20 protein-coding genes are annotated in these 20937 nt (G+C 73.0%); 15 read left to right on the forward strand and 5 right to left on the reverse strand.

The window, feature by feature from the left end; translation table 11 throughout:
• Nucleotides 1-60: 60 nt before the first annotated feature.
• Nucleotides 61-807 carry an SAM-dependent methyltransferase gene (locus tag ACZ6O5_RS10855; RefSeq protein ID WP_465976198.1) on the reverse strand — a complete coding sequence of 249 codons (747 nt, stop codon included), beginning with the start codon at nucleotides 805-807 and terminating at the stop codon, nucleotides 61-63.
• Between the two features lie 172 nt (nucleotides 808-979).
• Between ACZ6O5_RS10855 and ACZ6O5_RS10860 the strand changes: the two genes are divergently transcribed.
• Nucleotides 980-2011 carry an extracellular catalytic domain type 2 short-chain-length polyhydroxyalkanoate depolymerase gene (locus tag ACZ6O5_RS10860; protein WP_465976200.1) on the forward strand — a complete coding sequence of 344 codons (1032 nt, stop codon included), beginning with the start codon at nucleotides 980-982 and terminating at the stop codon, nucleotides 2009-2011.
• 68 nt (nucleotides 2012-2079) lie between these two features.
• Entirely contained in the window at nucleotides 2080-2298 is a 219-nt protein-coding gene (locus tag ACZ6O5_RS10865) for a hypothetical protein (RefSeq protein ID WP_281943282.1), read from the forward strand.
• 14 nt (nucleotides 2299-2312) lie between these two features.
• Here ACZ6O5_RS10865 and ACZ6O5_RS10870 read toward each other — a convergent pair whose 3' ends face one another.
• Nucleotides 2313-3023 (reverse strand): GAF and ANTAR domain-containing protein, encoded by a 711-nt coding sequence (locus ACZ6O5_RS10870; protein ID WP_465976201.1) that lies wholly within the window; start codon nucleotides 3021-3023, stop codon nucleotides 2313-2315.
• 174 nt (nucleotides 3024-3197) lie between these two features.
• Nucleotides 3198-3644 (reverse strand): STAS domain-containing protein, encoded by a 447-nt coding sequence (locus tag ACZ6O5_RS10875; RefSeq protein WP_465976203.1) that lies wholly within the window; start codon nucleotides 3642-3644, stop codon nucleotides 3198-3200.
• A 212-nt stretch (nucleotides 3645-3856) separates the two neighbouring features.
• Between ACZ6O5_RS10875 and ACZ6O5_RS10880 the strand changes: the two genes are divergently transcribed.
• The 4 genes from ACZ6O5_RS10880 (at nucleotide 3857) to ACZ6O5_RS10895 (ending at nucleotide 7839) form a co-directional block, all read left to right on the forward strand.
• The gene (locus tag ACZ6O5_RS10880) at nucleotides 3857-4561 is read left to right on the forward strand and encodes an ANTAR domain-containing protein (RefSeq protein ID WP_465976695.1); all 705 of its coding nucleotides are present in this window, start codon (nucleotides 3857-3859) and stop codon (nucleotides 4559-4561) included.
• A 37-nt stretch (nucleotides 4562-4598) separates the two neighbouring features.
• Entirely contained in the window at nucleotides 4599-5801 is a 1203-nt protein-coding gene (locus ACZ6O5_RS10885) for an FUSC family protein (RefSeq protein WP_465976205.1), read from the forward strand.
• A 180-nt stretch (nucleotides 5802-5981) separates the two neighbouring features.
• On the forward strand, nucleotides 5982-6662 hold the full coding sequence (locus tag ACZ6O5_RS10890; protein ID WP_465976207.1) for a response regulator: 681 nt from the start codon (nucleotides 5982-5984) through the stop codon (nucleotides 6660-6662).
• 58 nt (nucleotides 6663-6720) lie between these two features.
• Nucleotides 6721-7839: a magnesium and cobalt transport protein CorA gene (locus ACZ6O5_RS10895; protein WP_465976209.1), complete on the forward strand. Its 1119-nt coding sequence runs from the start codon at nucleotides 6721-6723 to the stop codon at nucleotides 7837-7839.
• On the opposite strand, the gene ACZ6O5_RS10900 is transcribed toward ACZ6O5_RS10895, so the two are convergent.
• Nucleotides 7817-8998: an MFS transporter gene (locus ACZ6O5_RS10900; RefSeq protein ID WP_465976210.1), complete on the reverse strand. Its 1182-nt coding sequence runs from the start codon at nucleotides 8996-8998 to the stop codon at nucleotides 7817-7819. The two genes, ACZ6O5_RS10895 and ACZ6O5_RS10900, sit on opposite strands and share 23 nt — an antisense overlap.
• A gap of 176 nt (nucleotides 8999-9174) precedes the next feature.
• Between ACZ6O5_RS10900 and ACZ6O5_RS10905 the strand changes: the two genes are divergently transcribed.
• The 4 genes from ACZ6O5_RS10905 to ACZ6O5_RS10920 all read left to right on the forward strand — a co-directional run bounded on the left by ACZ6O5_RS10905 (nucleotide 9175) and on the right by ACZ6O5_RS10920 (nucleotide 12582).
• Nucleotides 9175-10095: an ion transporter gene (locus ACZ6O5_RS10905; RefSeq protein WP_465976212.1), complete on the forward strand. Its 921-nt coding sequence runs from the start codon at nucleotides 9175-9177 to the stop codon at nucleotides 10093-10095.
• A gap of 76 nt (nucleotides 10096-10171) precedes the next feature.
• Entirely contained in the window at nucleotides 10172-10789 is a 618-nt protein-coding gene (locus tag ACZ6O5_RS10910; RefSeq protein ID WP_465976214.1) for an ABC transporter ATP-binding protein, read from the forward strand.
• Complete coding sequence (locus tag ACZ6O5_RS10915) at nucleotides 10786-12198, forward strand: DUF6297 family protein (RefSeq protein ID WP_465976216.1); 1413 nt, start codon at nucleotides 10786-10788, stop codon at nucleotides 12196-12198. Before ACZ6O5_RS10910 ends, ACZ6O5_RS10915 begins: the two co-directional genes overlap by 4 nt.
• Before the next feature lie 114 nt (nucleotides 12199-12312).
• A complete protein-coding gene (locus ACZ6O5_RS10920) occupies nucleotides 12313-12582 on the forward strand; it encodes a GlsB/YeaQ/YmgE family stress response membrane protein (protein WP_107154844.1) in 270 nt (89 codons plus the stop codon).
• Between the two features lie 59 nt (nucleotides 12583-12641).
• On the opposite strand, the gene ACZ6O5_RS10925 is transcribed toward ACZ6O5_RS10920, so the two are convergent.
• Nucleotides 12642-14216, reverse strand: a complete 1575-nt coding sequence (locus tag ACZ6O5_RS10925) for a DUF4139 domain-containing protein (RefSeq protein WP_465976218.1) — start codon at nucleotides 14214-14216, stop codon at nucleotides 12642-12644.
• 155 nt (nucleotides 14217-14371) lie between these two features.
• Between ACZ6O5_RS10925 and ACZ6O5_RS10930 the strand changes: the two genes are divergently transcribed.
• The 5 genes from ACZ6O5_RS10930 (at nucleotide 14372) to ACZ6O5_RS10950 (ending at nucleotide 20857) form a co-directional block, all read left to right on the forward strand.
• On the forward strand, nucleotides 14372-15175 hold the full coding sequence (locus ACZ6O5_RS10930; RefSeq protein WP_465976220.1) for a hypothetical protein: 804 nt from the start codon (nucleotides 14372-14374) through the stop codon (nucleotides 15173-15175).
• Between the two features lie 26 nt (nucleotides 15176-15201).
• Nucleotides 15202-15636 carry a DUF4913 domain-containing protein gene (locus tag ACZ6O5_RS10935; RefSeq protein WP_465976222.1) on the forward strand — a complete coding sequence of 145 codons (435 nt, stop codon included), beginning with the start codon at nucleotides 15202-15204 and terminating at the stop codon, nucleotides 15634-15636.
• 148 nt (nucleotides 15637-15784) lie between these two features.
• Entirely contained in the window at nucleotides 15785-17176 is a 1392-nt protein-coding gene (locus tag ACZ6O5_RS10940) for a glycoside hydrolase family 6 protein (RefSeq protein ID WP_465976224.1), read from the forward strand.
• A gap of 176 nt (nucleotides 17177-17352) precedes the next feature.
• A complete protein-coding gene (locus tag ACZ6O5_RS10945; RefSeq protein ID WP_465976226.1) occupies nucleotides 17353-19392 on the forward strand; it encodes a family 43 glycosylhydrolase in 2040 nt (679 codons plus the stop codon).
• A 1168-nt stretch (nucleotides 19393-20560) separates the two neighbouring features.
• Nucleotides 20561-20857 (forward strand): helix-turn-helix domain-containing protein, encoded by a 297-nt coding sequence (locus tag ACZ6O5_RS10950; protein WP_107154856.1) that lies wholly within the window; start codon nucleotides 20561-20563, stop codon nucleotides 20855-20857.
• Nucleotides 20858-20937 lie beyond the last annotated feature (80 nt).

The raw sequence follows: 20937 nt of genomic DNA on the forward strand, positions 1-20937 counted from the left end.
TCTTTACCCTGCGTAGCGATCTGCTAAGCCCGGCCCTCCGTCGTCGGCGGGTCCGGGGCATCAGCGGCGCATCAGCGCGAACACTCCCCAACCCAGATACTCGCGCTGGAAGCGGACGTACCGCAGTGGGTCCTCGGTCAACTCCTGCCGCAGCTCCGGGGCCAGCTCGTCGTCCGGGTTGGCGTCCAGCCAACGGCGCAGGTTCAACCAGTGCGCGGCGGCGTAGCGGTCCCAGCTGTCCTGGTCGGCGAGGACCATCTCGACCAGGTCCCAGCCGCACGCGCCGACGAGCCGGACCAGGCCGGGCAGGTCGTGGAACTCGTCCCGGGACCGGGCGTGCGAGCCGGTCACGGTCTCGGCGTCGGGTGGGTCCCGCCGCCAGTACGGCTCGCCTACCAGCGCCAGGCCGCCGGGGCGCAGCGCGCGGTCGAGCAGGTCCAGCGTGCCGGGGACGCCGTCGCCGATCCAGGTCGCGCCGACGCAGGCGGCCACGTCGACCGGACGTTCCGGAACGTACGCGGCGGCGTCGCCGTGCACGAACCGGACCCGGTCGGCGACGCCCAGCTCGGCGGCGCGGTCCCGGGCGGCGGCGGTGAACACGGTGCTGATGTCGACGCCGGTGCCGGTGACGCCGTGGTCCCGGGCCCACGTGCAGAGCAGTTCGCCCTTGCCGCTGCACAGGTCGAGCAGCTCCGTGCCGGGCGGGAGCCGGAGCGCCCGGCCCAGCGTGGCCAGCTTGGCCTCGTCGATCGGATTGAGGACGCGCAGGTCGCCCTCGCGGATGGTGAAGCTCCGTGGCAGGTCCATCCGTCGGGACGGTAGTTCGGGCCCCGGCGACGGTCCAGGGGATTTTCGGGGTGGCCGGCCCACACCGCCCCGGCGGGCGAGGTGTCGACCGTACGGATATCTGCTGTGGTCGATGTCACGCTAGCGTGCCGGCACGCCGGTCGTCCCACCGGCGGTCGGACGGGAGAACGCCATGAAGACACCGTGGAAAGCCGTCACCACCCTCGCCGCCGCGCTCCTGCTGGTCCTGCCCGGTGGCGTCGCCGCCCGGGCCGCGAGCACTCCGTACACGAAGGCTCCGGTCGCCGGCACGCTGCGCGCGTACCCGGTCTCCGCCGTCTACGTCGCCGGGGTCTCCTCCGGCGGGTACCTGGCCACCCAGCTCCAGGTCGCCTACTCGGCCCGGATCCGGGGCGCGGCGATCTTCGCGGCCGGGCCGTACTACTGCGCGCAGAACAGCGTCCCGCAGGCGCTCTACGGCTGCGGCGACAACATCTACCCGACGTACCTGGGCAACCTGGAGGCGTACACCCGCGCCTGGGCCTCGTCCGGCTGGATCGACGGCACCGGCAACCTGGCCGGCCAGCCGGTGTACCTCTACCACGGCGCCAACGACGCCACCGTGAAGAAATCGGTCACCGACGACCTGGTCCGCTACTACCAGGACTTCGGCGCCGGCGTCCGCTACGACTCCGGCGGTGCGGCCGGGCACTCCTGGGTCACGCCCTACGGCGCGGTCGGCTGCACGGCCACCGCCTCGCCGTTCCTCGCCGACTGCGGCACCGACCCGCAGGGCGCGTTCCTGGCCCACCTGCTCGGCCCGGTCGCCGCGCCGAACACCGGCCCGCTCGGCGGCACGCTGATCCGATTCAGCCAGGACAGCTTCGCGGTCAACGGCTGGGCCAACGGGCTGAGCATGGACGGCAGCGGCTTCGCGTACGTGCCGGCCGCCTGCGCCGCCGGCACCACCTGCCGGCTGCTGGTCGCGCTGCACGGCTGCGCCCAGGGGTACGCCCGGGTCGGCACCGCCTTCGTCGACCGGGCCAACCTCAACCAGTACGCCGACACCAACCGACTGATCGTCCTCTATCCGCAGGCGATCGCCTCCGGAGTCAACCCGAACGGCTGCTGGGACTGGTGGGGCTACCTCGGCACGAACTACCCGATCAAGGGCGGTGCCCAGGTCGAGACCGTGCTGAACATGGTCCGCCGGCTGGACGGCTGACCCCCTGTGCGGCCCGGCCCGTACCCCGGGTCTGGGCCGGACCGGGTCACCTGCGGTACGGTCAGTTCATGGTCGTCGAGGAACATTGGTGGAACGGCGTCAACATCCCCCGCGGGCGCCGCGACGTCTACATCTGCACCGACGGACAGCAGTGGCAGGTCCAGGCCCAGATCGGCGGCGCCGCCGGCCGGTCGAAGATCCAGCAGTGTCCGAGCCGCGTCTCGGCGAGCATCCTCGCCGGGGCATGGCGGTCGGGCGGCACCGGTTGGCGGGAGATGCCCCGCTGATCCGGGCGCGGCGGTCAGTCCCGGCCGCCGTGCACCGCCCGGTCGACGAGTGACTCGGCCACCTCGCGCAGCTTGCGGTTGGAGTCCTGCGACACCCGGGCCAGGATGGCGAACGCATCCTCGGCCGAGCAGCGTCGCTGGCCCATGATGATGCCCTTGGCCTGCTCGATCACCGCCCGGCTCTGCATCGCCTCCTGCATCTGCTGGGCGAGCGTGGCGGTGCTCTCGTAGAGGTGCACGTTGGCCAGCGCGATGGCGGCGTACCCGGCCAGCGTCTGCGCGAGTTCGACCTGGTCGTCGAAGACGCCCGCCACGGCGGCGTAGATGTTGAGCGCGCCGACCATCGCCTCCTGGATGGGCAGGCCGATCGACAGCGAGCTGGCCGCGCCCGCCTCGTGGGCCCGGCCCGCCCACTCCGGCCAGCGGCTCTCCGCCGACATGTCCGGCACCAGCATGGCGGTGCCGGTGGTCGCGGCGTCCAGGCACGGTCCGCGACCCTGCTCGTACTGCCACTCGTCCAGGGTCAACGCCAGGTCCCCGGTGTAGGCGGCGGTGTGCGCCTCCGCGCCCTGGACCAGGGTGACCGAGACCTCGGCGGTGCCGTGGATGGTGTCCTTGGCGACCTGCGCGATGGTCGACAACACCACGTCGAGGTCGACCTCGTCGTACTTGATCCGCCCGAGTCTGATCAGGGCTGCGGCGAGGTCGGGGTGGGCCTGCGGCATGAGCTGTGACGTCCTTGTGCGAAGCGCCGTCGGCCCAGGGGGGTGGGACGGCGGGTGGCGGGGAGGACGGCCCGCAGTCGCGGACCGCTGTCCCGATCCGACGGACCGGGACATGCGCCGCTTCTTGACGCCCGTTCGTGACGCCCCGACCGGGGCGTCAGTCACGGGTCAACTCTACGACCCGGCGCGGGCCGGGACGACGGGACGTGCCGGCGCGTCGCCGGTGACCCGGGCGCGTGGACGGTCGACGACCTCGAACGTGCCGAGCGTGCCGGTGATCTCCAGGACCCGGCGGACCACCGACGAGGGCCGGCACAGCGTGAGCCGCCCACCCCGGTCGGTCAGCGCCTGGTGGACCCGGACCAGCGCGTCGGTGCCGTTGGCGCCGAAGAAGGTGACCGCCGAGAGGTCCACCGTCACCGTCGGCGTTCGGGCCGCGACGTTCTCCAGCAGCTCCGCGAGCAGATGGGCGTTGCTCAGGTCGACCTCGCCGACCACCGCGACCCGGGTCAGGTTCCCGTGGACCTCGCAGCTCAGCCACATGATCGGTTCGTCGGGTCGGAGTGACCCGGAGGCGGTGGGCACATGGTGACGGCCGAAGCCCGGCAGATTTTCCGACATGGCACCTTCCACGCGACGAATCGGCGGACGCTCCCCGGCCGGGAGAACAAGATCGACCGTGAGCGGGTGGAGGGCGCATGTCTTGACCCGTTCTCGACATTACGTCGCTCCGGCCGCCGCCGCACCTCGGGCTTCCGGGCGGCCCGGGACCCCGGCGAGTAGGTTGGGCGGTGCCCGACCCGTCCGACCGCCGGCCGACGAAGGACACGCTGATGGCAGCCCTGCCCACGGACCCCGGCGACGCCCTGGCCGAGCTGAGCAGCATCCGGCTCGACGAGGTCGACCTGGCGGAGGTCCTGCGACGCGTCGCCGAGCTGGCGAACCAGACGGTTCCGGGCAGCGCGCACGTGACGGTCACCCTCGCCCAGGGCGGTGCCAACTCCAGCGCCGCCTGCACCAGCGACCTGGCCCGGGCGCTCGACGAGTGGCAGTACCGGTACGAGCGGGGGCCCTGCCTGGACGCCGCGGCCAGCGCGGCCAGCGTCTCACTGCCCGACCTGGCGGTGGAGGAGCGCTGGCCGGAGTGGGCCGTGCGGGCCCGGGCGGCGGGCATCGGCAGTTCCCTGTCGATCGGCCTGCCGATCCAGGAGGCCGTCACCGGCGCGCTCAACCTCTACGGTCTCACCGCACACGCGTTCGACAGCGCGGCCGTACGGGCGGCGGAGAACTTCGCCGCGTACGCCGCGGTCGCCCTGGCCAACGCGCACCTCTACGACAACGCCGCGACGCTGGCCCGGCAGATGCAGGAGGCGATGCGCAGCCGGGCGGTGATCGAGCAGGCCAAGGGGATCATCATGGGTGAGCGGCGATGCACGGCGAACGAGGCGTTCGCGTTGCTGTCGAAGCTCTCCCAGGACGCCAACCGCAAGGTGCGCGAGGTGGCCGAGGCGCTGGTCGCCAACGCCGCCGGTCGCTGAGCGGGATTGATCCGCCCGGAGGCGGGTACGCCCGGCCGTGGCCGGTGCGGGAGCGGGCGGCGGTGACCAGGCCGCCGGGGACAGGACCGCCGGTGACCAGCGCCTCGCCCGCCGGCTGCGGGCCGTGCCGGCGCTGCTGACGGACCGGTTCCACCGGGTACGCGCGGGCGTCGGGCTGGCCGCCCAGGCCGGGTTGGCCGCCGGCCTCTCCTGGTGGGCCGCGGACTCGCTGCTGCACGTGGCCCAACCGGTCTTCGCCCCGATCTCGGCGGTGGTGGCGCTCGCCGCCTCGGTGGGGCAACGCCTGCGCCGTACCGTCGAACTGGTGCTCGGCGTGGCGGTCGGCATCCTGATCGGCAACCTGTTGATCAAACTGGTCGGGGTCGGCGCCTGGCAGCTCGGCGCCATCGTGGCGCTGGCCGTCCTGGTGGCGGCGTTCGTCGGTCGCAGCCCGGCGCTGGTGGTCCAGGCCGGCGCGACCGCGGTGCTGATCGGCACGCTGACGCCGACCATGCCGGACCTCGAAGCGCCCCGGGTGGTCGACGCGCTGATCGGCGGCGGCGCGACGCTGCTGGTGACCGCCGTGCTGCTGCCCCTGAACCCGCTGCGGATCATCAACCGGGCGGCCGGCCCCGCGCTGACGCTGCTCGCCGACCAGTTGGACCGCACCGCCGCTGCCCTGCGCGAGCGGGAGGTCGAGGCGGCGATCGCCGCCCGGGACCGGCTGCGCGGCAACAAGCAGGAGATGGGTGCCTTCGGCGAGGCCGCGCAGGGCGCCCGGGAGGCCGCCACGCTCTCGCCGGTCTACTGGACCGCCCGGCAGGGGCCGCTCGGCCGGTACGCGAACTCGGTCGAGCCGGTGGACCGGGCGATGCGCAACAGCGGCACGCTGATCCGGCGGGCGGTCACGCTGCTCGCCGACGACGAGCGGATCCCGGACGCCATGCCGGCTGCCGTGTCGGGGCTGGCCGAGGCGGTCCGCCTGCTGCGCAGGGAGTTCGCCCGGGGCGTGGCGGAGCCGACCCGCTGCCGGGAGTCCGCGTTGCGGGCGGTGGCCGAGGCCGGGCGCGCGTACCGGACCGGGGTGGACTTCTCCGGCGCGGTCGTGGTGGCCCAGGTGCGCACCGCGGCCAGTGACCTGCTGGTCGCCACCGACGTCGACCAGGACGAGGCGAACCGGTTGGTCCGGTCCGCGTTCGGCCCGCTGGACCGGGCGGCGCGGCCCGACCCGCCCGCGTGAAGGACGCGTCAGGAAACCGCCGTCCGGCGTGATGGTCGCGTGACGACCCCTGGGCCTGGCGCTGTCCCCGGGGCTCGCCGAGGCGACGGGTGGCAGCATCACCCCGGAGACCACGCCCGGCGGCGGTCTCACCATGGTGCTGCGGCTGCCCGCCGCCACCGAGTCGGAAGGGCCGCGGGAATGACGCGCATCCTGGTCGTCGACGACGAACCGCAGATCGTCCGCGCGCTGCGGATCAACCTGCGGGCCCGCGGCTACGACGTCGACGTGGCCGGCAGCGGCGCCGCCGCGTTGAAGGCCGCCGCCGGCCACCCGCCGGACCTGGTGGTGCTCGACCTCGGCCTGCCCGACCTGGACGGCACCGACGTCATCCGGGGGCTGCGCGGCTGGACCGCCGTGCCGATCATCGTGCTGTCCGGCCGGGCCGGCAGCGAGGACAAGGTCGCCGCGCTGGACGCGGGCGCCGACGACTACGTCACCAAGCCGTTCGGGGTGGACGAGCTGCTCGCCCGGATCCGCGCGGTGACCCGACGGCTGGCACCTGCCACCCCCGGCGTTCCCGCGCTGCGCATCGGCCGGACCACCGTCGACCTGGCCGACCGCACCGTCACCCGGGACGACGGCACCGAGATCAAGCTGACCCCCACCCAGTGGGCGGTGCTGGAGAAGTTGCTGCGCAACCCCGGCAAGCTGGTCAGCCAGCGGCAGCTCCTGCACGACGTGTGGGGGCCGGAGTACCAGCAGGAGACCACCTACCTCCGGCAGTACCTGGCCCAGCTCCGCCGCAAGCTGGAGGACGACCCCGCCCGGCCCCGGCACCTGATCACCGAGCCCGGCATGGGCTACCGCTACCGGCCCTGACGTTTGCGCCGGCCCGCACGGGGGACTCGGCGAGCCGGTCGGGCAGCGGGGGAGGGGCATGGCGGACAACCGGTTCGTGACGTCGCCGCCGGAGGGGTTCGGCCGCCGCCTGGACGAGCACGCCGTCGACGCCGGCGCGGCCGAGCCGGAACGGCCCGAAGGGCTGGTCGACAGCGGCGTCTACGTCGACGGTGTCCGGCGCGCGTCACCGGTCGGTCTCGCCGACACGTTCCGCTGCCTGCAACAGCTCGACGGCGGCATGGCCTGGATCGGGCTGCGTCGGCCGAGCCGCGCGCAGGTCGCCTCGCTGGCCGCCGAGTTCCAGCTCCCCGAGCTGGCCGTCGAGGACGCGATCAACGCGCACCAGCGACCGAAGCTGGAGCGGTACGGCGACACCCTGTTCGTGGTGCTGCGCGCCGCCCGGTACCTGGACGCGCGGGAGGCGGTCGAGTTCGCCGAGCTGCACCTCTTCCTCGGTCCCGGCTTCGTGATCACCGTCCGGCACGGCGGCACGCCCGACCTGGCGGCCGTCCGGCGGCGGCTGGAGGCGGACCCGACCGTCCTCGCGCTCGGTCCCGAGGCGGTCCTCTACGCCGTGCTCGACCGGGTGGTCGACGGCTACGCCCCGGTGGTCGCCGGCCTGGAGAACGACATCGACGAGATCGAGACCGAGGTGTTCGGCGGCGACCCGAACGCCAGCCGCCGCATCTACCAGCTCAGCCGCGAGGTGATCCAGTTCCAGCGGGCGGCGCGACCGCTGCTGAAGGTCGTCGAGGCGCTCTCCGGCGGCTTCGACCGCTACGGCACGGACGAGGAGCTGCGCCGCCTGCTGCGCGACGTGGCCGACCATCTGACCCAGGTGGTGGAGCGGGTGGACGGGTTCCGGCACCTGCTCCAGAACATCCTCACCGTCAACGCGACGCTGGTCTCGCAGGCGCAGAACGAGGAGATGCGCAGCCTCACCGCGGCCAGCTTCGAGCAGAACGAGGAGGTCAAGCGCGTCTCCGCGTGGGCGGCGATCCTGTTCGCGCCCACCCTGATCGGCACCATCTACGGGATGAACTTCACCCACATGCCGGAGCTGGGCTGGCGGTACGGCTACCTGTTCGCGGTCGCCCTGATGTTCGCCGTCTGCGCGGCGCTCTACCTGCTGTTCAAGCGCCGCGGCTGGCTGTGAGCCCGACCGTCCGGGCGGGGCGCGCGACCGTCCACAGCACCGCGGCGCCGAGCAGCGCGGCGGCGGGCGCGACCACCAGCCCGTACCGGAGGCCGGCCGCGACGCCGGCGAGCGCCGAGCCGGCCGCGCTGCCCACCACGAAGGCGGTGCTCACCCAGGCGAACGCCTCGGCCACCGTGCCGGGTTCGGCGAGCCGCTCGGCGGTGAGGAAGACGGCGGTCAGCACCGGCGGCAGCGCCAGCCCGCTGACCGCGAGCAGGCCGGCCATCGGCACCGGGCCGGGCGCCAGCAGCAGCGGCAGGAAACCGACGGTGAGCGCGGCGGCCAGCAGCGGCAGCCGGCCGGGGCCGCCCGGCCGGACCCGGGTCCAGCACAGGCCGCCGACCAGCGCACCGGTCGCCTGCGCGGCCAGCAGCCACCCGCTGAGCCGCCGGTCGCCGGCCGCCTCGGCGTAGCCGGTCACCGCCACCGCGATGCTGCCGACCGCCGCGCCGACGCCGACCACGCCGAGCATCATCACCGCGAACCGGGGTACGCGCAGCGGCCCGGCCCAGTGCCGCACCGCGGCCACCCCGCGCCAGGACCGGGCGGCGGGACTCAGCGCGTACACCGCGGTGCCGGCGAGCTGCACCACGGCGGCGGCGAACAGCCCGGCGGACGGCCCACCGACGGTCACCGCGAGCAGCGTGACCAGCGGACCCACCACGAAGATCACTTCCTGGACGGCGATGTCGAGCGTGTACGCGGTGGGCACCGTGCCCGGCGGCAGCAGCGCCGGCCAGAGCGTGCGCAGGCACGCCTCCAGCGGCGGGGTGCCGAGTCCGGCGACCGCCGCGCCGGTGACCGCGCCGGTCAGGTGCCCGCCGGTGAGCGCCACCGCGCCGAAGCCGAGCCCGGAGACGACCGCCGCCGCCCAGAGCACCGGCGGCTGCCGCCAGCGGTCCACCGCCCGGGCCAGCAGTGGGGTGCCCACCGCCATGCCGGCCGTGTACGCGGCGACCAGCAGGCCGGCGACGGCCAGGCTCAGCGACTGGCGGGCGAAGAGCAGCAGCGCCAGCGGGCCGCTGGCGGTGGGCAGCCGGCCGAGCTGGCTGCCCAGGAGGACGCGGGCGACCTGCGGGGCACGCAGCACCGCCCGGATGGAGACGTCGACGGACATGGGGGCATCGCTCCCGGAGTGCGGATCGGGTGGAGGCGTCGGTGGCGTGGCGCGCCTCAGGGAGCGAAGTCGGCCCGGTCGGGGTCGTCGCCGTAGAGCGGGAGGGCCGGTGTGATCCACTGTGCGAAGGCGGTCGCCGGGATCATCCGCCGACGTTAACCCCATAGGGTGTCGGAATGGTTGACCGGCGGAGCGACGTGCCGGCCCAGCGGGGGGCGCGCCGTCCGGGCGGCGCGGAACGGGGACTGGCGGCCGGGTGCGCCCGGGTCGTCGCGTCCCGGCCGTTCGAGGTCGCGATCGTCGTGCTCATCATGGCCAACGGCGCGGTGCTGGGCATCGAGACGTATCCGCATCCGGATGCCACGGCGGCGGTGCTGCGCGGCATCGAGTGGGTGTTCCGGGTGGTCTTCGTCGTGGAGATCGCCGTCCGGGTGCTCGCGTACGGGCGCCGGCCGCAGGACTTCCTCCGGCACGGCTGGAACGTGTTCGACCTGCTGGTGACCGTCGCGATCTTCATCCCGTGGCTGCACGGCGACCCGGCCGTGCTGCGTTTCGTGCGGGTGGCCCGGGTGCTGCGGCTGGTCCGTTTCTCGCCCGGCCTGCGCACCATCGTCACGGCGCTGTGGCGCAGCCTGCCCGGCGTGGCGGCGTTCCTGGCGCTGGCCGGCGTCACGCTCTACGTCTACGGCATGGCCGGCTGGCTGATCTTCGGCGACCGCTATCCCGAGCAGTACGGCGACATCGGCCGCTCGCTGGTGACGCTCTTCGTGCTGCTCTCCCTGGAGACGCTGCCCGAACTGCTCGAACAGGGCCTGGAGCTGTCGCCGTGGACGCTGCTCTACTACGTCAGCTTCGTGATGATCGCGGTCAACCTGCTGCTGAACATCCTCATCGCCGTCATCGTCAACTCGATGGAGGAGGCCCGCCGGCTGGAGATGACCGAGGGGCTGGCGCCGGACTACGACTCCGACGGCGACGGGGTGCCGGACGAGGTGGACCGGATCGCCATCAGCCAGCGCCTGGACGACCTGCGTACGGTCGTCGCCGAGCTGGAGCGGGAACTGCGGATCGACCGGGAGGACGCGCACCGGCGCTGAGGCACAGCGGGACGGCTGCGCCGCTGTGCCACGGTGGGACGGCTGCGCCGCTGTGCCACAGTGTGGAGTCGTGGACATGCTCACGGTACGTGGCCTGACCCGGCGGTTCGGACAGTTGACCGTGCTGGAGGACGTGTCCTTCGGCCTGGCCGCCGGCCGGCTCGCCGTGGTGGTCGGGCCGAACGGCAGCGGGAAGACCACGCTGCTGCGGTGCGTGGTGGGCGCGGACCGCCCCGACGCGGGCGAGGTGCTGCTGGACGGCCGGCGCTGCTACGAGACCGATGCCCGGACGCGCGCCCTGCTGGCCGCCGCGTTGGACGACATCGACTTCTTTCCGGACCTGTCCGTCGTGGAGCACCTCGAACTCGTCGCGTACGCCCACGGGGGGTCCGGTGCGACGGTGGCCGAGGTGATCGCCGAGCTGGGGCTGGAGCGTGCCCGCGACCAGTTGCCCGCGACGCTGTCGAGCGGGCAGCGGCGGCGGCTGGCGTTGGCCTCGTGTTTCGTCCGCCCCCGCCGCCTGCTCGTGCTGGACGAGCCGGAGCAGCGCCTCGACGCCCGGGGCCGGGCGTGGCTGGCCGACCGGCTGCTGCGCGAGAAGCGGGCGGGCACGGCCGTGTTGATGGCGACGCACGACGCCGAGCTGGCGGCGGCGACCGCGGACGACCGGCTCGAGATCGGCGGCGGTGCGTGAGCACGGAACTCGGCGTCCGGCCCGGCAGCCCACCCGACGCGCGTCGGCTCCGGGGCCGGCTGCGGCGGACCCGGCGACGCCACCGGGCGGTGTCGCTCGGTGACGTGCTCACCGACGCCTACGTCCTTGTGCTCTTCGCCGGCATGTACGGCTGGGCGCTGGTGAGCGAGGTACGCGACTACCTCGGGTCACCGCCGGGCCGGCAGGGTGATCCGGGGGACCGGTACTGGCTCGGGGTCGCCGCCGCCCTGGCCGTCGCCGGGCTCGCCTGGCGGGGCCTGCGGACGGTGGGTCCGCTCGTGGTGTCGCCGGCCGCGCAGTCCTGGGTGGTCAGCTCACCGGTCGACCGGCGGGGCTGGCTGTTGCCCCGCTTCGTCGTGCTGCTGGTCGCGGCGGTCGCCGGTGGCGGCCTGGTCGGTCTGGCCGCGGCGGTGGCGACCGGCGCCGGCGGCGCGACCGACCTCGCCGGCTCGGCCGTGGCCGGGGCCGCCTGCGGCACGCTCGCCGTGGCGTCGGCGGTCGTCGCCCAGGGCAGTCCGCGCCGGGCCGGGTGGGCCCGGATCCTCGACCGAGGGCTGTTTGGTGCCGCCGCCGTGGTGGCGGCGGCGCTGGTCGTGGGTCACCTGACCGGCTTCTCCGTGCCGCCGCCGACGGCGTCCCTCGCCTGGGCGCTCGGGTTCGCGGCGGTGCCCCCGGTCGTGGTGGCCGTCCTCCGGGCGTACCGGGCGCTGCCGTCGGTGGACCGGGCGTCCCTGGTCGGCGGCGCCCAGGTGGCGGACGCGGCGGCCGGTGCCGCGCTGCTGCTCGACCCGTCGTTCCTCACCGGTCTGGTGGAGAGCCGCCGTTGGCGGTCGATCGGTGTGGTGTCGAGTCGCCGGTTCCGCCCGCTCGGCCGCTTCGGCGTGCTGGTGCAGGCCGAGTTGTGGCGGCCGGTCCGCCACCCCAGCGCGCTCGTGGTCTGGGTGGCCCTGCTGCTCACCCTGTACGCGGTCGCGGTGGCGCTGCCGACGCTGGCCGGTCCGGCGCAGGTGGTCCTCGGGTTTCTTGCGGTCGGCCGGTTGACCGGTGGCCTGCGTGCCGTCGGGCGTTCCGCCGGCCTGCGCCGCTCGCTGGGCGGCGGGGACACCGTGCTCAACCTGGCGCACCTGGTGGTGCCGGCGGTGTCCGTGGTGATCTGGTACGCGGTGTCCCTGCCGATGGTGCGCGCCGGCGTCGGCGTGCTCGACGGGGTGCTGGTGCTCGGCACCGTGGCCGCCGCCTACCGGGCCGCCACCCGGCCGCCGATGAAGTACGGCGGCGTCGCCGTGGACACCCCTGTCGGAATGATCCCGGTCGATCTCATTCGGCAGGTGGTCCGGGGACCGGACGTGGTCGGCGCGTTGGTCGTGGCGCAGCTTCTCTGGCCCTGACCTGGGCCGGCTCGCCATGACAGTTGTGTGAAAAAACGCGACTCGCGTTTCGGCGGCGGGTCGGGCGGGGCACCGAACGAGACGTCAGCCCATCGGAAGAACAGGACGGCTCCCGTGGAAGTTACCGGTTTCCTCACTGCGATCATCATCGGCCTCATCATCGGCGCGCTGGGCCGCCTGGTGGTGCCGGGCAAGCAGAACATCCCGATCTGGCTCACCCTGCTCATCGGTGTGGTCGCCGCGATCCTGGGCACCCTCGTGGCCGGCCTGTTCGGCGTGGACGACACGGCCGGCATCGACTGGATCGAACTGCTGCTCCAGGTGCTCTTCGCCGCGGCCGGCGTGTACATCGCCGCCGGGGCGTACGGACGCCGCCGCCACTGACGTGAAAGGCGGGGCCCCTTGTTAACGCATTCTGCATAACAAGGGGCCCCGCCTAACGGCTACTCCCGCCAGCCGGTCAACTCGACACCCTTGGCGAGCTCCACCCGGAAGCCCAGCGTGATCTCCCCGCGGTCGCCCGGTGCCAGCGACAACCGCCAGATCAGCTCGCCCAGCTCGGTACGCTCCGCCGGCTGCGGCGCCACCGCCGTCTCGCGTACCACCACCGTCTCGTCGCGGGAGACCGGCAGTTGGTCGCGTACCTCGACCGTCGCCGCTCGCGGCGTGTGGTTGGCGACGGTGATCCGGTACTCCACCTCCCGCCGCCGGGTCGACCCGAGCGTCGCCTTCGTCTCGGTGCGCCGGTGCAGCTTCCGCTCCACCCGCAGCCGGTCGTCCACCCCGAGCGCCAGTTCGGTCTCCTCGCCCGGCGCCCACGTCGGCAGCCGGGTCGCCGCGACGAAGTCGGCGCCGTGGAACACCGACGCCGGGCCGGGGAGCAGCGTGTGCTCCGACGTGTTGCGTACCGTCGCCCGCAGGTGGGCCTCGGCGGCGCGGACCGGCACGGTCACGTGGTCCAGCCGGGCGGGCAGCTCCAGCACCGCGATGGTGGCCCGGTGCGCGCTGCCGTCGGCCGGCACCGCCAGTGGCCGGGCCGGTCGGTAGGTGGCCGCGCTGACCCCCTGCTCGACCTCCGCGACGCTCTCCCGCAGGCGCGGCTTGGGCGCCGCGGACCGGACCGGCCCACCGCCGGCCAGCGCCGCGCCGGGAGCCGGCGGCGCCGGCATGTCCGCCGACATCGCGCGTGGTATCGCCGGCCGGAACCGGTCGAGATACCAGGGCGAAAGCTCGGGTACGCCGGCAGACGCCGCCGGCCGGGCGGTGGAGAGCCGCACCTCGCACTCCGGCCAGTCCTCCCCGGTGCTCTGGCTGACCAGCCCGAACCAGGTGACGGTCACGGTGTCGTCGAGCAGCCGCAGATCGTAGGAGGGCGTCCAGCGCGCGCCGTCGACCAGGTAGCTCAGTTCCAGCTCGACCTCGGCGTCGTCGGCCGTCACCGCGACGGTCACCTCGACGGCCAGCCGGTCCGGTGCCCGCTTGTCCTGCGCGGCGGTCAGGTCGCGTTCGACCGCGGCCAGCTCCTCGGCCAGCTCGGTCCGACGCCGGTGCAGTCCGCGACGTCGGGCCCGGGAGTCGGCGAGCTGACCGGCGAGCGAGTCGGTGAAGGCCGCCACGTCGGCCGGCGCGGCGTCGCCGGCGGCCAGCGCCCGGGCGTACGTGCCGCCGGCGCGCTCGGCCAGCCGGGTGAGGAACTGCTCGCGCTGCTCCTCGATGCCGTCCGCGTCCTCGGTCCCGGCCAGCTCGTCGGCCAGGTCGCGGCGTCGTTGCTCCAGACCGGCCACCTGCGCGTCGGTGCTGCGGGCCTGCCGCCACGTGGTCACGTCGACGCCGAGCACGGTGGCCGCGCCCCGGCCGCCGACCCGGACCGAGTCGCGTCGCAGGCCGAGCGGGAGTGGCGCGACGCGTACCCGATGGTCGCCGGCGGGCAGCCGGATGCTGCCGCGGCGGGTGACCCGGGCCCGGTCCGGATAGACGGTGACGCCGACGACGGGTGCCTCGATCTCTGCGGTGTCCACGGCGGCGAGGGTAGTTCAGCGGCGCCCGCGCCGCTCGGGCCGCTTTTCCGGCGGCGCTGGTGAACCGGAGCCTGGATCGCCGCGTCATGGGGTGCGTTGGTCGTCCGGCACCGGTCAAGGCGGGCCGGACCCGAGCGGATGGAAGGAACGGTGCGATGGGGAAGAAGGACAAGAAGCACGACGGCGGCGAGAGCATCAAGATGAGCCGGCTGAAGTACGAGCAGCGGCGGCGGGAGGTGAGCGGGGGGCGGGCACCGTCGGACCCGTCCAGTTCCGACTCGGAGACGTCACGCATCCGCGACACCGCCGCGCAGAACGTCGGCGGGGTCCAGTTCCAGCAGCAGGACGACGGCCAGTCGGCCCGGTGGGGGGCGAGCCAGTCCGGGCCGAACACGATCACCTACGACCCCACCTACCCCTACTACCCGCAGTCGGGCACGCCCGGGTACACCGCCCAGGCGACGCTCGACCACGAGCTGCACCACGAGGACGCGAACAACGTCTACCAGCACCCGGTCGACCGCGACCTCTACGGGGCCAACTTCCACCTGCCCGGTACCGACGCCGAGGCGCCGGCGCTCCGCGAGTCCTACTCCCGGCAGGCGGACACCATCTCCGCCAACTGGGACGAGGTGCGCTCGGCGTCCGCCCGTGACGCGGGCATCCAGAACAATCCCGGCTGGCCGGAGTACGTCGACCGGCGGGTGAACTACGTCCAGTCGTCGCCGAACCAGCACAACGAGAGCGTGGCCGCCGAAATGATCGGCACGCTGAACAGCGCCGGTCTCCAGGGGCCGGTCAACAACCAGGTCCGGGCGATCTACAACGAGGCGTCCGCCCGGCGCGTGACCGGCGGTGAGGTGGCCCGGATCGGTCCGGTCGATTCGGCCGCCTCCACCCGGACGTCGGCCTTCACCAACACCGAGGCGAAGTCGAAGGGACCGGCACCGACCAAGTAGCCGCCGCCGAATCGGAAAGGGACCACATGACCGAAGCAGTCGTCGACGTCGACCGCGCGCCGGAGCTGCCCCCGCCGCCCCCGCCCCCGCCGGTGCTCCGGTCGCCGTTCATCGTGCACCTGGACGGCGACGAGTACGACGCCGCGCTGGCCGGGCTGGCCGTCTGGGTGGAGCACCTGCTGCTCCCGATCTACGGGCGGGAGGTGACCTCGCGGGCGCCGTGGTGCCCGCGCTGGTGGGAACACGCCGAGGCGGTCGCCCTCCTGCACGGTCTCTGGTTGGCCTGGCAGGAGCTGACCGGGGTGGGAGGCGGGTTGTCCGGCCCGGCGTCCTGGCACCGCGACCACCTCAATCCGGTGATGTCGTCGTTGCGGGATCCGGCGGGCCCGTTCGCCGGGTGCAAGGCCGGGGTCCACCGCGACAAGGAGAGTCCGGAGGTGGAGGACTACTTCGCCGGGTGAGGCAGTCGGCCGATGGGCGGGTCCGCGAACGTCGCGGATCCGCCCTTCGACGTGTTTCCCGTCTTGGCAGCGGTGCCACACTCCGCTACCTTCATGGGAACGCTCCCATAAACTTAGATACATCTATGTGATCAGGAGGAAACACGTCGTGGCTATCCTCTCCCCGCTGCGCCGCAGATCCGCGGCCCTCGGCGTGGCGGCCGTCGCGGCCGTCACGGCCGCCGGCGTCAGTCTCACCATCGGCGACGCGTCCGCCGGCACGGTGTCCGGCTCGCTCTACCGCGACCCGAGCTCGGCGGTCGTCCGCTGGGTCGCCGCCAACCCCGGTGACTCGCGGGCCGCCGTCATCCGCGACAAGATCGCGAGTCAGCCGCAGGCCCGCTGGTTCGCCAACTTCAACCCGTCGACAATCCAGTCCGAGGTCTCCGGGTTCATCGGCGCGGCCAACGCCGCGCAGCAGATCCCGGTGCTCTCGGTCTACGAGATCACCAACCGGGACTGCGGCGGGGCCAGCGCGGGCGGCGCGCCCGACCTCAACCAGTACCAGACGTGGGTGTCCAACTTCGCCCGCGGGCTGGGCAACCAGACCGTCCTGATCATCCTGGAGACCGACTCGCTGGCGCTCCAGACGTGCCTGAGCAGCGGCGAGCTCAACGCCCGCAACCAGGCGATCTCGACCGCCACCCGGACCATCAAGTCGGCCAACCCCAACGCCAAGGTGTACCTCGACGGCGGTCACTCCACCTGGAACAGCGCGAACGAGACCGCCAACCGGCTCCGGAACGCCGGCGTGCAGTACGCCGACGGCTTCTTCACCAACGTGTCGAACTTCAACCCCACCTCGAGCGAGGCGAACTTCGGCCGGGGCGTCATCTCCGCCCTCAACGGCATGGGCATCTCCGGCAAGCGCCAGGTCATCGACACCAGCCGCAACGGCGGCGCCAGCGGGGACTGGTGCGGCGACGACAACACCGACCGGCGCATCGGGATGTACCCGACCACCGCCACCAACGACGCCAACATCGACGCGTACCTGTGGGTGAAGCCGCCGGGTGAGGCGGACGGCTGCCGCTACACGGCCGGTTCGTTCCAGCCCGACCTGGCCTTCAGCCTGGCCAACGGCGCCCCGAACCCGCCCACCACCGCGCCGCCGACCACCGCGCCGCCGACCACCGCGCCGCCCACCACGGCCCCGCCGACCACCGCGCCCCCGACCACCGCGCCGCCGACCACGCCGCCGCCGAACGGCAACGGCTGCTCCGCGTCGGTGTCGCTCAACCAGTGGGCCGGCGGCTTCACCGCGAGCGTGACGGTCACCGCCGGCTCGGCGGACCTCAACGGCTGGACCGTGACCATCACGCTGCCCGGCGGCGCCGCGACCACCGGCGTCTGGAGCGCCCAGGCCAGCGGCACCAGCGGCACCATCCGGTTCACCAACGTGAGCTACAACGGGCACGTCGGCGCCGGGCAGTCGACCAACTTCGGTTTCCAGGGCACCGGCACCGGCCCCGGTGCGACGGCCACCTGCGCGGCTGCCTGACCCGCGCGACGCCGGGGCCCGGTGCGGAGGACGACTCGCCGCGCCGGCCCCCGTTTATTGACGACCTTAATTGTTAACGCTAACTTATCCCTCGTCACCACGTTCCGTGACCGGAGAAGGTCCCGTGGGCAGGCCGGCTTCCGCTCTTGATCGACACACCTGTCAGGAGGGTTCCCGTGCAGCGCACCCGATATCGGATCGGCCTGGCCGCCGCCACCGTGCTGGCCGTCACCGGCGCCGGCGGGCTCGTCTCCGCCTCGGCCTCGGCCGCCGCCGGCTGTCAGGTCACCTACACGGTGACCAGCCAGTGGTCCGGCGGATTCGGCGCCGACGTGACCGTCAAGAACCTCGGTGACCCGGTCAACGGCTGGCGGCTCACCTGGTCGTTCGGCGCCGGCCAGACCGTCGCGCAGATCTGGAACGGCACCGTCACGCAATCCGGCGCGCAGGTCACCGTCGCCGACGCCGGCTGGAACGCCGGCATCCCGACCAGCGGAACCGTCAACTTCGGCTTCAACGGCACCTGGACGACGGCCAACCCGGTGCCCACGGCCTTCGCGCTCAACGGCACCACCTGCACCGGCTCCGTCACGCCCACCACCGGGGAACCCGCGCCCACCACCAGCGCGCCGCCCCCGCCGACGACGCCCCCGCCGAGCACCCCGCCGCCCACCACCCCACCGCCCACGAGCGGCCCCTGGCCGCCGTCGTCGACGTTCACCAACCCGGTGCTGTGGCAGGACTTCGCCGACATCGACATCATCCGGGTGGGCGACGCCTACTACTACTCGGCGTCCACCATGCACTACTCGCCCGGCGCGCCGATCCTGCGCTCGTACGACCTGGTCAACTGGGAGTTCGCCGGCCACTCCGTGCCGAACCTGGACTTCGACTCCAGCGCCTACGACCTGTCCGGCGGCAGCCGGGCGTACGTCAAGGGCATCTGGGCATCGGCGTTCAACTACCGGCCGAGCAACAAGACGTTCTACTGGATCGGGTGCACCGAGTTCAACCGCACCTATGTCTACACCGCCACCTCGGTGGAGGGGCCGTGGCAGAAGCGGTCCCGGATCAACAACTGCTACTACGACGCCGGCCTGCTGGTGGACGACAACGACACCATGTACGTGGCGTACGGCAGCACCAACATCAGTGTCGCCCAGCTCTCCGCCGACGGCCTGTCCCAGGTACGCGCCCAGCAGGTCTGGACCTCGCCGTCGAACATCGGCTACATCGAGGGCGCCCGCTTCTACAAGCGCAACGGGTACTACTACATCTGGCTCACCAAGCCCGCCAACGGTCAGTACGTGCTGCGCTCGCGCAGCCCCTTCGGCCCGTACGAGACGAAGGAGGTGCTGCTGAACCTGCCCGGCCCGATCCAGGGCGAACCGGGTTCCGTGCCGCACCAGGGGGGACTGGTGCAGACCCAGAACGGTGACTGGTACTACATGGCGTTCATCGACGCCTACCCCGGCGGCCGGATCCCCACGCTGGCCCCGATCACCTGGAACGCGGACTGGCCGGTGTTGCAGACCGTCAACGGACGGTGGGCGGCGAACTACCCGTACCCGAACGTGCCCCGCCCGCCGCGCCAGGTCAAGCCGATGATCGGCGCCGACACGTTCGTCGGGCCCACGCTCGGGCCGGACTGGGAGTGGAACCACAACCCGGACAACACCCGCTGGTCGGCCAACAACGGCCTGCGGTTGCAGACCGCCACCGTGACCAACGACCTCTACCAGGCACGGAACACGCTCACCCACCGGATCCAGGGGCCGTCGTCGACCGCGACGATCGAGTTGGACCACTCCGCCATGGCCAACGGCGACCGGGCCGGCCTGGCCCTGCTACGTGACTCGTCGGCCTGGATCGGCCTGCGCCGGGACAACGGCACCACCCGGGTCGTGATGACCAACGGCCTGACCATGAACAGCAGTTGGCAGACCACCGGCACCGGCACCGAACAGGCCAGCGCCGCGGTCAGCGGCAGCCGGATCTGGCTCCGGGTCAACGCCGACGTCAGACCCGGCGCGGGACGGCAGGCCCGCTTCTCCTACAGCACCGACGGCACCACCTTCGTCAGCCTCGGGCCGGCGTTCACCCTCAACCACGCCTGGCAGTTCTTCATGGCCTACCGGTTCGCCATGTTCAACTACGCCACCCAGTCGCTCGGCGGCGCGGTCACCGTCCGGAAGTTCGACCTGACCACGCCCTGAGCCGGTCGACCGCCGACGGGCGTCGGTGGGCCGGGTGCGGGCACGCCCCGGACCGGCCCACCGGGCCCTCGGCGGGCGCGAACGACGGCCCGCGTCGGGGAACCTGTGCGTCCTCGGCCGGGGCTACGAGCGCGCGTACGCCCAGGACAGGGCGGCCCGCCCGCTCGTCGGGTGCCGCGCCGAGTACGCCGACAACGCGTGGGCGGCCGTCACGTCGATCTCCAGTGACCGGGGCCACGCCGAGCTTCGCGGACCTGGGCGGCCTGGTCGACGGGCTGAAGCCCCGCCGGCCGACGCCGGCCCTCGTGCCGTTCACGGTGGGCTGCCTGCCGGCCGGCTACCTGCCGTTGCAGACCGGCACGCACGCCATGCCCGGCCTCATCGGCATCGCCCGAGCCGGTGACTACGGCGGCGCGACGGGACTCACGATCGGCGACTTCTGCAACGTCCGGAGCGCCGACGGCACCGTCGTCCGCCAGGTCACTGCCACCGGCCTCGGCGACACGTTGCCCCGGACCGAGCTGGAGAAGATCGCCAAGGGGATCACGGTCGCCGACGTCGGGGACGAGTCGACCTGGACCCCGCCGCGACCGCGCTGCGGTCGTGACGGTCGACGCCGAGCCCTTCGGAGCGGCTCCCGCCCCCGGCGAAGAACGTCAGGGGCGGGGACCAGAAAACCTGGGCTAACGAGACTAGACATCTTCCATGGCGTGGCATACTCTTCTTCAAGTCGAGAGAGAAGATCCGTCAAGACGTGGACGGGCCGTCCGGCCGTGAGGTCATGACGGACGGCGAAGTGCAGGTGGAGCCAGGGCTCTTTTCGGGGCTGCACCTGATGCTCGCCGCACGTGTCGGGGCCATGAAGTCGCGTGGGCTCCGACACCGGCGGGCCGTACGACAGCACGTGTGGGAAGTAAGCAGAGGAAAGGGAGGGCCGTACACCGTTGGATCGCCCGCCCACGGCCGTCACGTCAGGCCGGGCGGACACCGCAGTTTCCATCGAACGAGAGGTGGTCTCCGGTCACGCATACGCGATCCTCGCGCCCGAAGCCGTCCACGACGGCCGGCGCGGACACGACAAGCCGACGTTCCTGTCGGCAGTAGGTGTTCTGACCCGTAACCCTGGGCCCCGGCGCACATGCGCCGGGGCCCTCGACGTGGAGGTGGCATGGGGCAGCAGCCCGATGACATGTTCGGCGATGAGAACTACCCGGCCTACACCATCGGCCAGGCCGCGGAGATGCTCGGCGCCACGCAGGACTTCCTGCGCCGGCTGGACGAGGCAAAACTGATCAACCCGCACCGCTCCGGTGGCGGGCACCGCCGCTACTCCCGCTACCAGCTGCGGCTGGCCGCCCGGGCCCGCGAGATGGTCGACCAGGGCACCGCCCTGGAGGCCGCCTGCCGGATCATCATCCTGGAGGACCAGCTCGAGGAAGCCCTTCGGCAGAACGGGAAGCGGTGACGGGACTGGCCGGCGGGTGGGGCGGGAGCGCGGTCAGGAGACCCGCAACGACCGGAAGGTCGCCCGGATCTGGCCGGTGA

The sequence above is a fragment of the Micromonospora sp. NPDC049201 genome (assembly GCF_055586805.1).